Source organism: Massilia solisilvae, from assembly GCF_024753215.1.
Lineage (GTDB): Bacteria > Pseudomonadota > Gammaproteobacteria > Burkholderiales > Burkholderiaceae_D > Telluria > Telluria solisilvae.
In genome coordinates this window covers 181,131-193,855 of sequence record NZ_JANUGV010000005.1, presented here as the reverse complement: position 1 = coordinate 193,855, position 12,725 = coordinate 181,131, and the positions used below count along the sequence as shown (strand labels likewise).

Annotated in this window: 11 protein-coding genes and 1 tRNA gene; 1 reads left to right on the top strand and 11 read right to left on the bottom strand. The window is 61.8% G+C overall.

What is annotated here, in order from left to right:
• Positions 1–11 precede the first annotated feature (11 nt).
• The 11 genes from prsK to NX773_RS17550 all read right to left on the bottom strand — a co-directional run bounded on the left by prsK (position 12) and on the right by NX773_RS17550 (position 11,614).
• Positions 12–2,087, bottom strand: a complete 2,076-nt coding sequence (gene prsK / locus NX773_RS17600; RefSeq protein WP_258857602.1) for an XrtA/PEP-CTERM system histidine kinase PrsK — start codon at positions 2,085–2,087, stop codon at positions 12–14.
• 98 nt (positions 2,088–2,185) lie between these two features.
• Positions 2,186–3,568, bottom strand: a complete 1,383-nt coding sequence (locus tag NX773_RS17595) for a TIGR03013 family XrtA/PEP-CTERM system glycosyltransferase (RefSeq protein ID WP_258857601.1) — start codon at positions 3,566–3,568, stop codon at positions 2,186–2,188.
• Positions 3,569–3,625: 57 nt separating this feature from the next.
• Positions 3,626–4,681: an SDR family oxidoreductase gene (locus NX773_RS17590; protein ID WP_258857600.1), complete on the bottom strand. Its 1,056-nt coding sequence runs from the start codon at positions 4,679–4,681 to the stop codon at positions 3,626–3,628.
• An 87-nt stretch (positions 4,682–4,768) separates the two neighbouring features.
• Positions 4,769–6,058, bottom strand: a complete 1,290-nt coding sequence (locus NX773_RS17585) for a nucleotide sugar dehydrogenase (RefSeq protein ID WP_258857599.1) — start codon at positions 6,056–6,058, stop codon at positions 4,769–4,771.
• Between the two features lie 523 nt (positions 6,059–6,581).
• Positions 6,582–6,923 (bottom strand): hypothetical protein, encoded by a 342-nt coding sequence (locus NX773_RS17580; RefSeq protein WP_258857598.1) that lies wholly within the window; start codon positions 6,921–6,923, stop codon positions 6,582–6,584.
• Positions 6,924–7,142: 219 nt separating this feature from the next.
• Positions 7,143–7,742, bottom strand: coding sequence for a TadE/TadG family type IV pilus assembly protein (locus NX773_RS17575; protein WP_258857597.1), 600 nt, complete (start codon positions 7,740–7,742; stop codon positions 7,143–7,145).
• A 1-nt stretch (position 7,743) separates the two neighbouring features.
• The gene (locus NX773_RS17570; RefSeq protein WP_258857596.1) at positions 7,744–8,229 is read right to left on the bottom strand and encodes a TadE/TadG family type IV pilus assembly protein; all 486 of its coding nucleotides are present in this window, start codon (positions 8,227–8,229) and stop codon (positions 7,744–7,746) included.
• Positions 8,226–9,557: a pilus assembly protein TadG-related protein gene (locus NX773_RS17565; protein ID WP_258857595.1), complete on the bottom strand. Its 1,332-nt coding sequence runs from the start codon at positions 9,555–9,557 to the stop codon at positions 8,226–8,228. The genes NX773_RS17570 and NX773_RS17565 overlap by 4 nt, the downstream gene beginning before the upstream one ends.
• A 692-nt stretch (positions 9,558–10,249) precedes the next feature.
• On the bottom strand, positions 10,250–10,564 hold the full coding sequence (locus NX773_RS17560) for a helix-turn-helix domain-containing protein (protein WP_258857594.1): 315 nt from the start codon (positions 10,562–10,564) through the stop codon (positions 10,250–10,252).
• On the bottom strand, positions 10,561–10,908 hold the full coding sequence (locus tag NX773_RS17555) for a type II toxin-antitoxin system RelE/ParE family toxin (RefSeq protein WP_258857593.1): 348 nt from the start codon (positions 10,906–10,908) through the stop codon (positions 10,561–10,563). The genes NX773_RS17560 and NX773_RS17555 overlap by 4 nt, the downstream gene beginning before the upstream one ends.
• 630 nt (positions 10,909–11,538) lie before the next feature.
• Positions 11,539–11,614 (bottom strand) — tRNA-Arg (locus tag NX773_RS17550).
• Between the two features lie 202 nt (positions 11,615–11,816).
• Between NX773_RS17550 and NX773_RS17545 the strand changes: the two genes are divergently transcribed.
• Positions 11,817–12,698: a c-type cytochrome gene (locus NX773_RS17545; protein WP_258857592.1), complete on the top strand. Its 882-nt coding sequence runs from the start codon at positions 11,817–11,819 to the stop codon at positions 12,696–12,698.
• Positions 12,699–12,725: the final 27 nt, after the last annotated feature.

Here is a 12,725-nt window from a genome sequence, read left to right as displayed (position 1 = left end):
CGCTTTCCTCTTCATGCGGCTTGTTCGATGGCCTGCGTCTCTTCCTGGTAGAGAGGCAGGACGACTTTGAAAGTGGTTCCGTGGGATGGCTTGCTGGTCACTTCCAGGCTGCCGCCCAGCTCGATGATGTATTCGCGGCTTTCGAACACGCCAATGCCCATGCCGGCCGACTTGGTGGACTCGAACGGCTTGAACAGGCGCTCGCGGATGAACTCGTCGCTCATGCCCGCGCCCGTGTCCGCGATTTCGACCAGCACGCCGGCGCCGCTCGCGCCCACGCGGATCACGACCTCGCCGCTCCGGGGCGTGGCTTCGATCGCGTTCTGGATCAGGTGGCCCACCACGCGCTCGAGGCGCTCGCGGTCGGCCAGCACGTACAGCCCGGCGCTTTTGATCTCAAGCCGCGGCCGCGGCTCGAACGCCGCCTTGAGCGCGACCGCCTGGCGCACCACCTGGTCCACCGCCAACGGCTCCGGGTTCTCGGGACGCCCAGCGCGGCCAAGCTTTTGCAGCAGCAGCTTCATCTTCTGCACCGAATAGCTGACCGTTTCCTGCATGTCGCGCTGGAATTCGGGATTGTCGCGATGGCGCTCGGCGTTGGCGTTCATCAGCGACAGCTGCGCCACCAGGTTCTTCAGGTCGTGCACCACAAAGGTGGACATGCGGTTGAACGACTCGAACTGGCGCGCCACCATCAGCGCGTTGGCGGCATCCTGCTGCGCCAGGTAGCTGGCCGCCTGGCTGCCGGCGATGCCGAGCAGGTCGATCACTTCCCAGTTCAGCTTGACCGGGCTGCGCGCGTTTTGCAGCAGCACGAAGCCGAACAGCTTGCCCTGCAGGACCAGCGGGACCACCAGCCAGCCACGCGGGAAGCTTTCCACCCATGCCGGCAGCGCCAGCCCTTCGTAGCGCTCGGGGTAGCGCGCGCACTCGTGCAGGTCCACCACCCACTGCGTCGATTCGAGGAACTGGCAGAACGGCGACGCGTCCGGCTCGCGCGCGGACACCGCGGGGACGTGCCAGTAGGCGACCGGTTCGAATACGCCGCCATCGCGCCGCTTCCACAACACGCCGCCGGGGCTTTCGACCAGCGCGGCCACGGCCTCGATCGCGCGTTCGGCCAGGCCCGGCCCCGGCTCGGACAGGGTGCGCGTGAAGCGCATCCATTCCTCGCGGTAGTCGTAGTTGTAGCGGTAGAAGTGCTTGCTGATGAAGACCTTGAGCCAGGAGCGGAAGGCGCCGGAGAACAGGATCCCGGCCAGCAGCACCAGCGCGCCGAACAAGAAGGTCACCTGCATCACCGTGCCCCAGCTGCCGCCGAAAAAGCGCAGGTAGTAACCGGCCGATCCCATGGCGAGCAGGTAGATGCTCGACCCAAACAGCGCGGCCGAGTGGAACATCACGCGGCGCGACACCGCCAGCGGCGTGGACCACGATTTGCTGCGCCCGACCGACACCGCCAGGAGCGGCACCGTGAGCGCGTTGACGACGCCGCGCGCGGCCCACACGTCCGGGTGCGTCTCGTGGAACAGCATGGTATGACTGTACAGGTAAAAGTCGTAGGCGAACATGCCGCCGATGCCAAGACAGGCAAACTTGATGGCCCAGCGTTCCTGCGCCGACTTGTTGCGGTACACCTGCTCGACCAGCAGCATGCCGTACACCGCAAACACGACATGCGCGGCGACGGTGGGCATGAGCCCGAAGCGCGCGAACAGCGGCAGGTTCCAGTAGCCGGCCAGGGTTGCAGCCAGCATCAGCACGTACAGACAGCCGCCCGCGAACCACGATGGCCGCAAGCCGAACGGCAGGCGGCTGCGCGGATCGCGGTAGTGCCCATGCAGGCCCGCCAGGAAGACCGACCAGCCGGCATCGCGCAGGATTTCCAGCACGCCGGTCATGGCCGACCACATCACCATGCGCGAGGCAGCCCAGCCCAGTGCGGCGGCCCACGCGGCCGACAGCAAGCAGGCGGCAGTGAGCGCGCGGCCGTGGTTGCGGCCGCGCCAGCGTGTCATCATCGGCACGCCGAGCACCAAAAAGCAAACGGCGGCCAGCGCGTAGCTATAGGCGGCGATACTCGTCACGATGCACCATCAGGAAAAATAGCGGCATGCGCCGGGATGGCGCAGCCAGGCAAAGCAGTTCGTTGCGCGGGCCGCTACGGGCAGCCCGCCGTGTTACATCAGCGCCCGCTGCGGAACAGCACCACCTTGAGGGTGTCGATCAGGATCAGCATGTCCAGGAACAGGCTGTTGTTCTTCACGTAGTACAGGTCGTACTGCAGCTTTTGCAGCGCGTCCTCGGCCGAGGAGCCGTACCCGTAGCGCACCTGCGCCCAGCCGGTGATGCCCGGCTTGATGCTGTGGCGGACGTTGTAGTACGGGACCACCTCGATCAGCTGCTCGACGAAGTACGGGCGCTCCGGGCGCGGGCCGACGAACGACATCTCGCCCTTGAACACGTTGACGATCTGCGGCAGCTCGTCGATACGGGTCTTGCGCATGAGGTTGCCCACGCGGGTAACGCGCGGATCGTTCTGCGCCGCCCACTGCGGCTTGCCGCCTTTTTCGGCGTCGGCGCGCATGCTGCGGAATTTGTGCACGCGGAAGGTCCTGCCGTCCTTGCCCACGCGCTCCTGCGAATAGAACACCGGGCCGCCGTCCTCGAGCTTGACCGCGATCGCGGCCAGCAGCATCAGCGGGAAGGTCAGCGCCAGGATGATTGCGCTGCACACCAGGTCGAACGAGCGCTTCATGAAGGTGCGCACGAAGCTCTGGTCGAAGCCGCCGCCGAACACCAGCCAGCTCGGCTGCAGCGAATCGACGCGGATCTGGCAGGTCTCGCGCTCGAAGAAGGTGGCGGCGTCGGTCACCTTCACGCCCTGCAGTTTGCAGTCGAGCAGTTCCTTGATCGGCAGACCCGAGCGGCGGTTCTCGACCGAGACCACGATCTCCTCGACCCCGTGCTTCTTCGCCATCGACAGCAGCGAGTCGCCGTCCTTCATCTTGAGCAGGTTCGACGCCGGCACGCACAGCTCTTCCGACTCGGTCTGGATGAAGCCGGCGATCTTGTAGCGGTGGTAGCGCGAGCTCTGCCCCGCCAGGTCGCTGCACTCCTTGGCCAGCGGGCCGCCGCCGAGGAACATGATGCGCGACTGCAGGAAACGCAGCTCGGAGGTCTTCAGGAAGATCATCCGCGCCACCGCAATGCCGGCGGCTGCAATCGCGAACACCAGCAGCAGGATGCTGCGGCCGAACGACAGGTCCGGCGCCAGGTAGAACACCAGCGTCAGGATGAAAAAGCCCATCACGAACGAGGGCATCAGCTGCATCAGGAACGAGTTGCGCGAAGTCCCCTCGCCAAAATTGAGCTGGTACATGCCCATTGCGCTCATGCTGAAGATGACCGCGGTCGCAAACGCGATCGCCGAGGTGAAAAAATGGTGCAGGTGCTCGGCCGAGAGCACTTCGCCCGAGCCGATGTGGCGCACTGCCGCGCCGGCATAGGCGGAGCCCATCAGCACCAGCAGCTCCACGAACAGGAGTACAAATACGATCTTCGACACATAGTGATTAGATATCCTAAGCACGTCAGCCTCCGGAATACTTTCTTGCTTCGTTTGTTACTGTGGCACGCCGGGCGCGTTTCCTTGCCGTGCGAGGTCGCGGACGTACCAATCCATTGCCTGTTTCAAGCCTTCCCCGATCCGGTGCGTCGGCACGTAGCCGAGCAGCGCGGCGGCCTTTGAAATATCTGCCTGCGAATGCCGTACGTCGCCTGGCCGGAAGTCGACGTATTGCGGCGCGTGCGCAGCCACGTGCGGGAACCGTTCGCGCAGCAGCTCGCGCATCATCTGGTACAGCTGGTTGAGCGTGGTGCGGTCGTTCAGCGCCACGTTGTACACCTGGTTGGCCGCGTCCTTGTCCGCCAGCGCGGCGAGCAGGTTGGCCTGCACCACGTTGTCGATGTAGCAGAAGTCGCGGCTGGTCTCGCCGTCGCCGTTGATACGCAAGGGCGTGTTGCGGATCAGCGCGGCGATCCACTGCGGGATCACGGCGGCATACGCGCCATTCGGATCCTGGCGCGGGCCGAACACATTGAAGTAGCGCAGCCCGATCGACTCCATGCCGTAGGTGCGGCCGAATACGTTCGCGTACAGCTCGTTCACGTACTTGGTCACGGCGTACGGCGACAGCGGATTGCCGATCTGGTGCTCGATCTTGGGCAGCGCCGGATGGTCGCCGTAGGTCGAGCTCGAGGCGGCATAGACGAAGCGCTTCACACCGGCGTCGCGCGCTGCGACCAGCATGTTCAGGAAACCGGTGATGTTGGTCTCGTTGGTGCCGATCGGGTTGTCGATCGAGCGCGACACCGAGCCCAGCGCCGCCTCGTGCAGCACATAGTGGACGCCTTCGCAGGCGCGGTGGCAATCGGCCAGGTTGCGGATGTCCGCTCCGATGAACGTGAAGTTCGCCCACAGGGTGGCGCCGACGAGGTCGCGGACCTGGTCCAGGTTGCGCTGGTGGCCGGTGGCGAAGTTGTCCAGGCCGGTCACGCGCTGGCCCAGGCGCAGCAGCGCTTCCACCAGGTTCGAGCCAATAAAGCCGGCCGCGCCGGTGACCAGCCAGTGGTAGCGGTGTGCGCGCAGGTGCTGCTCGACGTCGTTGATCTTGTTCACTTTGTCAGACACTTTCCAGGTAACGCCAGGGTTGATGCCGGCTGCCGCCCCTGTCATCAAGGCGGGGGCAGCCGCAAATCGCGGTGCTTACAGGCGCCAGACGCAAAAGCCGGCTTCCTTGATCGCCTTCGGGTCGAACTGCGACTTCACGTCGATGAAGCAACCGCCTTCGTTGAGCCGGGACTCGAAATCGACCAGCGAACGGGCCAGCACTTCCTTGTGCGGCACCGCCACGATCAGCGCATCGGCCTTGGGCAGGCTGTCCCAGCTTTCCAGCTTGATGCCGTACTCGTGCTGCGCTTCCTCGGCGTCGGCCACCGGGTCGTGCACGTGCACGTCGCAGCCGTAGCTCTCCAGCTCGTGCACGATGTCGGCCACCTTGGAGTTGCGCAGGTCCGGGCAGTTCTCCTTGAAGGTCAGGCCCACCACGTTGACCTTGGAGCCCTTCACGTGAAAGCCGCTGGAGATCATGCTCTTGACCGTTTTCTCGGCCACGAACTTGGCCATGCCGTCGTTGATGCGGCGGCCCGCCAGGATCACCTGTGGGTGGTAGCCGATCATCTCGGCCTTGTGGGTCAGGTAGTAGGGATCGACGCCGATGCAGTGGCCGCCCACCAGGCCCGGACGGAACGGCAGGAAATTCCATTTGGTGCCGGCGGCCTTGAGCACTTCCAGGGTGTCGATGCCGACCTTGTCGAAGATGATCGCCAGCTCGTTCATCAGGGCGATGTTCAGGTCGCGCTGGGTGTTCTCGATCACCTTGGCCGCCTCCGCCACCTTGATGCTCGAGGCGCGGTGCACGCCGGCGGCCACGACCGACTCGTACAGGCCGGCCACGCGCTCGAGCGTCTCGTCGTCGTCGCCCGAGACCACCTTCAGGATCGTGGTCAGCCGGTGCTCCTTGTCGCCGGGGTTGATGCGCTCGGGCGAGAAGCCGACGTGGAAGTCGTCCTTCCACTTCAAGCCGGAATGCTTTTCCAGCAGCGGAATGCAGACTTCTTCGGTCGCGCCGGGGTAGACGGTCGATTCATACACGACGATCGCGCCGCGCTTCATGTGGGCGCCAACGGTGCGGCTGGCGCCTTCGAGCGGCGTGAAATCGGGGTTGTGGGCGATGTCCACCGGGGTGGGCACGGCCACCACGATATAATCGGCCTGCCCCAGCATGGCGGGATCGGTGGTCACCTCCAGGTGGCGCGATGCCTTCAGCTCCTCGGTGGAAACCTCGCCGGTCGGGTCCACAAAGCGTTTGTAGTTCTCGACCTTGGTGGCGGACAGGTCAAAGCCGATCGTCCTGCCCTTTTTGCCGAATTCCACTGCCAGCGGCAAGCCGACGTACCCCAGACCTACTACTGCGACGACCTCATCTGCTTTCATGTTCGGTTCCGTTCTCAAAAGAGTTTCACAAGTGCAAGCCTTTGACATCACGCCGCGATCGGCGCCGATCTCATCGAGATTGTCAAAACTGCACTACTTAAATCCTTGTTTCGATGTCAAAAAGATACTAACGGCACTGCGCGGATGCTTCGCCATGGTGGTCGTGGCGGCGTCGATCCTGAGCATGAACATCGCTGTCGCGTCGCTTCATCACAACAGTTAGTTGCCTGAAACACGCAGCTGCCGAAAAAATATCCCGTTATTTCGGATGGACGAGGTTGCTCCGTTCCCCGCGCGAGATTGTCAAATCATCTCTGGCTTATCGGAAACAACGGTGCAATAGTAGCATTTTCTAAAATTCAAGTTCCGGGACGAATTGAATCGTGCGCACCCCCTGGCTGTTGAGCTAATCGTAGTTCTTGAGCTCAACTGGACGGCGCACGATTGAACGCGTGGGAAGGCGGGAGGAAACGGATTGCACGGGCCGGCTGGGCGTGGCCGCGTGCGCTTGGAAGAGGTTGGGTCAGGCCTTGATGGCGGTACAGCCCTTGCTGGCCTGGGCGGCCCCGATCGCGGCGACCTCGCCCTTGGCCTTGGCGACTTCGGCCGCGTAATCGCCGGTAAACAGGCTGGCGGGCACCAGCACCCAGAACACGAAGGCGGCATCGACATTTGCCTTCTTTTCCTGCTTCGCCGAAAAATCCTGCAACCTGGCCTTGGCGTCGGTCATGCGCTCAGCCAGCTGGGCGCACTCGCTGGCCATGTAGGGCTCGTTGGAAACGAAACTCGGTTCGATCTTCGCGGGCCGGGTCGCACAACCTGCCGCGGCTGCCAGCACACCGGCTGCGGCAATCAGCTTTTTCATGACTCCTCCGGATAAATTGTCATCGCGATAATGATCCGATGCTACATTCGCGCGCGAGAAGCTGTCGCGCGGTAACGCAAACGCGGGCGCGCTGTTCGGAAACGCGAGCAGGTGCAGCGTCCCCTCAGGGAGCAGCATCGCTCACTTACCTGTTAACAGCGGAGCCACGGGCGGTCGCACTCCGGAAAGAACGGCGCAGGTGCTTGTCTTCGGCTGAGCTTATGGGCAGACCGGCGCGCCAACCTGATATCCGAGTGATTCTGCGCTGACGATCGAAGGTGACGTCGGTAGCGAAAAATTCATCGCTACCAGCGAAAGCAAGGTTCGGTAGGGAACCGGATCGCAATCAGAGGAATTGCCCGTGCGACAGATTCGGACACGGACGAGCCGGATGCAACTGGGGTTGTTCGGATCCGCGAGGCAAGTCTGACGGTTACGAGACGGGCAACTAGGCAAGGACGTGATGGGTGTCATCGTCAGGGAGCCGTCGGACTGTCGCGCCAGTGAAAGATAGTCGATTTTTACGTTTGCGTCCGTGATCGGATCACCCCATGCAAGGGTTCCAGCAGTCGACCTGAACAGTGCCTGCTGGCGTACCCGAGCCATTGCGTCGCTGTCGCGCCAATCGGTGTTGGCTGCCGCGCGCGCCGCATTCTTCGTTACCATTGGCAATGTATTGAGAATGTACATCGCCCTGGACGTCTCGATGATGCCGAGTACGAAGGTCAAAAAGACGATCGCAACGAGTGCAAACTCGACAGCGACGAGACCTTTCTGTGCAGAGCGCGGGGTCAGGTCAAAATCAGATTTGCCTTGCATCTCAATCCCCAACGTAGTTCGTGGTGACAGCGGTCTGGATGAGCAGCGAGTCCGTGTTGAATAACCCATACGTCAGGTTTGGAAAGAAGATGTCTGTCACACTCATCTCGATCGACACCGAGACCTTCTTCGGCACGAACTGTCCAGCGCACGGGTAGAAGACGTCACATACGACATTGATTTGCGGACTGTATAGTCCACCAGGTCTTAATTCCGCAATCTCATCGTTGGCGATTTTTCTGGCGATCGCAGCGACCGGGTTGTCGGCCCCACCGCCCACAGGCGGTACCCGCATCTCGGTGACAGTAGCCGCGGCAAGGAAGCGTGCCGCATCATGCGCTGCTTTTTGCGCGACCGTGTAATGCCAGAAGAAGCGCGCAAGAAACAGGCCTGCGCCGAGCAGAAGCACAAGAAATGGGAGCCAGAGGGCCAACTCGACAGCGGCCACACCCCTCGATGAGGCAGAAGACGGGATAGAAGCTTTCATTTGAATATCTCCACATTCCCACCTGCGAGATCATCGGTAATCGCGCCGGCGAACTCCGCGAGAACCGCGGTGGAAGTGGCCGGCACCGTCATGAAAAACCTCCCGATCCCAACAACGTCAGCGCTCGAGCCACTGATCGGGCATCTCAGAAGCGGTACGTTCAGCACCCGCCGGTACTTCAGTCCGGGTCGATGCCCAGCGCTTGGCTGCGTCGAGAACGCGCCTGACAGATAAGGCGTTGCGGTTCCGGATGGGTAGGACGACTTAAAGTTTGTCAGTAGCGAATACAGATCATGCGCAACAGTTGAGGTCGCTCCAAACGTGGTGTATCCGTTGAGCGGCTCTGGCTGCCCTGGTACGTAGGAGGACCAGGGGACCGCGCGGGCGTATGCCCAGAGAGGGACGTAGTTCGGGTTGTCGGAAGTAACCCAAGTCGCGTTTGCGCTTGTGTAGGACCTGACATTGCTATCCGGCGGCGCCGCGTTCGGATTGCATGAGCCATTGTATTGGTCGAACCGGGAGTTCAGGTGAGCGGCGAGTGAGCTGAGTGGAAAAGGCTGTTGGATCGCGATTCTGCCGCCCGACAAGGTCGGTGCCGCGACAGTACCCGCACACACATGAGGACCGACAATGGACAAAGAAAAGTTCGACGCAGAGGCGGCCTGACCCGGCGCGCCAACCGGGTCAACCAATGTCGGATTGAGGCTCATGAGGTCGTAGGTCAAGCCGCGGCGAAATCCAAACTCAACCAACTCGACATTGCTGGTGTATGCGTGCTGCGAAGCCGGCGAGTCCGGATCCACGGCGCAAACCCCCAACGGTGTGACATCGAGCGACGCACGTCCTGCGACGGCAACCTGACGCACGCTGACGGAGCGGACCGCCGGGTTAAAGATGGGCATGAAGGTCAGCTTCACCGCGCCGCTGATCGCGGCCAGTCCGCTGGTGTCAACCATCGCGTACAGCAGCCCTTGGGGGGCCGCAGCCGCGGTCCCGGCATCGACCCAACCTTGCGCTCCATCGGATGACTTGCTGAACTTGATGGCACTGTCGCTCCAGTCCATGGCGGCACCGTAACCGTACTTCAGGCTCCGGACCACACCGCTTGCCGCAGCAACGGCGTTACTGATTCCGCGAGGAGTGCCATCCAGGTTCCTGGCTGCCGCCAACGCCGCCATGTCGGCAACGTTTTCCATCTCAACCTTGCGGTTGTAGACCTGGGAAAGGTCGAGGGACATTCCAAGGGCGGCCAGCATCACGATGATGAAACCAAACATCATCACATGAACTGTACCGTTCTGAAATCCAGTAGCAAACCTGTGCTCCACGTTCCCCTCCCCATTGCGAGGCGACAACTTAACTACTGTCAACATTGCCGATTCTAGGCGCAGGAATATCGGCTTTGTTGACATGGCACAATTGCTGCTGGGGTTCGTGCGACGGAGGAGACAACTGACTTCGCGCAGATCTACGCCCGAGATTTCGCATTGAACGGCGTTGTGTTCTCACTACCTGGTTTCGTCAGCTTGCCTTGAATCTTCAGAGCGAGCGGGAGCAGAGCGAGTGGATCGGGGTGGCAGCGATCACGCTTGGTGTAACCCGGCCGTAGCCCGGCGTCTTCCCGGTCGAGGAACCGGAAGGCAAATCAGGGCCTTTTGCTACAGTCACCGAGGCCGAGAGGATCCGCGGGGCGTTCGTTTCGCGGAGCGAGGTGGAAGCGACGCTGATCCATGACTTGCTACAGCGTTATGAGGGCGAGGTACTCCCAACCAAACGCGGTCACGCGGCAGATCGATCGCGGCTGAAAACGCTCGACCACGCTTTCGGCGCGTTCCGCCTAGCGAGCCTGACATCGGCGCATGGACGGACGATCCTCTCGAATTGGATCGCGCGGTCGCGCAGCCCCCTGTAACTCGAGAAGCCACGGGAGTCTGGCGGCGCCTGTGGCGGCAACTCTTGTGACGGCACCGCCAAAGAAGGAGTCCGCGAAACCCAAGGCGGCAAAAGTGGGTTACGGAATTTAGAGAGCTGCGATTTCGTCCAGAAGCTTAGGATCGCGGTCTATCAGGCTTAGCAAGATTGCAGCCTGAGCATTTGGTTTGGATATTCCCTGTTCCCAGTTCTTGATAGTCCGCGGCTCAGTGCGTAGTTTAAGCGCGAACACCGGCTGCGATACATGAAGCTTTGCGCGTACTGCTCGCACCTTGGCCGCAGTCATCTCCGGCGGGGCCTTGCGGGCAACCTCCGTTTTACGAAGCGTAACTTTGCCTTCGCGCGCCCCTTCCAGGGCGTCGAGACCTTCCATCAGCTCAGCAAAAATATTTCGTTTAGTCATTTTTCGGCACTCCTGGCCTTGATTTCCGACTCCAGGCGTTGCTTCAACGCCTTGCGCTCGTCTGCAGTAAGGTCGTCTGCCTCGTCTTTGTCGTAGACGGTGAACAGCCAGAACTGGTCTTCAGCATCTTTCCAAAAATAGATAACACGGCGACCTCCCCGCTTTCCCTTGCCGCGTCGCTCGTCGGCATACCTGATTTTCCGCAGCCCCCCGGTCCCCTTGATAACGTCCCCGGCCTCGGGGTTCTTCATCAGCTCGTTCTGCAGATCCTTGAACGAGCCGTCATCGAAGTAAGTGTCACGCAGGCGCTGGAATGGGGGGAGCTCAATAAACGTGGCTTTCATGTAGTGTACCCAAGTTGGAGACGCTTTGGTTAGATTTTCTAAACAGTGTTGAGGAAATCGTTTCGGTTGCACAGCCACAATGTCTTTTTGTCATCTCGATGCTGCCGAGCAAGACTATTCCAGAATGCAGAGGCGCGAGCCAACCTTGATGGGTCCGCCGTCGTCGAATGAACTGCCGAGGGAGGAGGTAGGTTTATCCTCGACTCAGTAACAGCTAGGTCGAAGGATGAGTTGCCGGCGCAGACTGTCGGGCTGTTCGGTGGAGCGCGATCGTCCAGACAGCCGTGACAAGGGGGCCTGTTGGCAGCCCCGGCGTCTCCGAAAGGATCCGTAGAGCTTGTTTTAGCCCTATTTGATCACATTCTTCTCGGCTCGTACCAGCCGCTTGGCGGCAACCGCGGCCAGCATGTGTCGGTGGGATCGGCCGCAGATCCAGCACGCAGCGATCTTTGAACTATTTACCGAGCGGTTGCGCGCGTTAGATCTTGCACATTCCCCTGGACTGACCTTTAGAGTGAACTCTGCGCTAGCCACAAATTTGCCACACTTCGTGTGCCAAAAAGCGCGGGAAATAGCTCAACAGTGCACACCACTGTTGAGGTTAGGTCTTTGAATTTATAGGAGAAAATCTGGCGCGGCTGGCGGGGATCGAACCCACGACCCTTGGCTTCGGAGGCCAATACTCTATCCACTGAGCTACAGCCGCTGAGGGGAACTGCGAAGTGATGCGAAGCATACAGTAAATCCGCCCTCCCCGTCCATGGAAACTGCCGCCGCTCGACTGAATTGCGTTCCAAAAGGTTGACGGAGGGTCTATAATCGGCCGTTTAGCGGCAGTTGCAAGCTGGCATCGATGCCCGCGCACGGGCCGGCGGACAGGTTTTTTTAATTGTTGTATTAAGGAAATCATGAGCGACGAACACAAAGAACATCAATCCTTCATCCGGACCCCGAAGCAGCTCATCGCCGTGGTCGCTGGTTTCTTCCTTGTAATCATCATCGGCATCATCCTGCTGGTCACCTACGCCACCAGCAGCAAGCTGACCGGCGCCGGTACCGAAAGCCAGAGCCCCGAGGCAGTCGCCCAACGCATCCAGCCGGTGGCCGAGCAGGGCTACACGCTGAAGGACACCAACGCGCCGAAGGTGTTGCAGACCGGCGAAGCCATCTACAACACCACCTGCGCCGCCTGCCACGGCACCGGCGCGGCTGGCGCACCGAAGTTCGGCGACGCCGGCGCATGGGGCGCACGCATTGCTCAAGGTTTCGACACCCTGGTCCAGCACGCCACGCAGGGCATCCGCGCGATGCCGGCCAAGGGCGGCAATCCTGACCTGTCCGACGTCGAAGTCGCTCGCGCCGTCGCTTACATGGCCAACAAGGCTGGCGCCGACTTCAAGGAGCCGGAAGCGCCGGCCGGTGCAGCCGCAGCGGCCAGCGCCCCTGCAGAAGCAGCCCCGGCAGCAAGTGCTCCGGCAGCCGCAGCGGCACCGGCAGCGGCTCCTGCCGCAGCTGCAGCCCAGCCGAAAGCGGCCTCGGCCGACGCCGGCAAGGCGCTGTACAGCTCGACCTGCCAGGCTTGCCACGGTGCCGGTATCGCCGGCGCGCCGAAGTTCGGCGACAAGGCCGCCTGGGCCCCGCGCATCAAGCAAGGTAGCAACGTCCTGTACGACCACGCCATCAAGGGCTTCCAGGGCAAGGCCGGCGTGATGCCGCCGAAAGGTGGCTCGACCGCCTCGGACGACGAGGTCAAGGCAGCCGTCGATTACATGGCGGCCGCAGCGAAATAACCTGCACGTCCCGCCCAAAAAACCGCC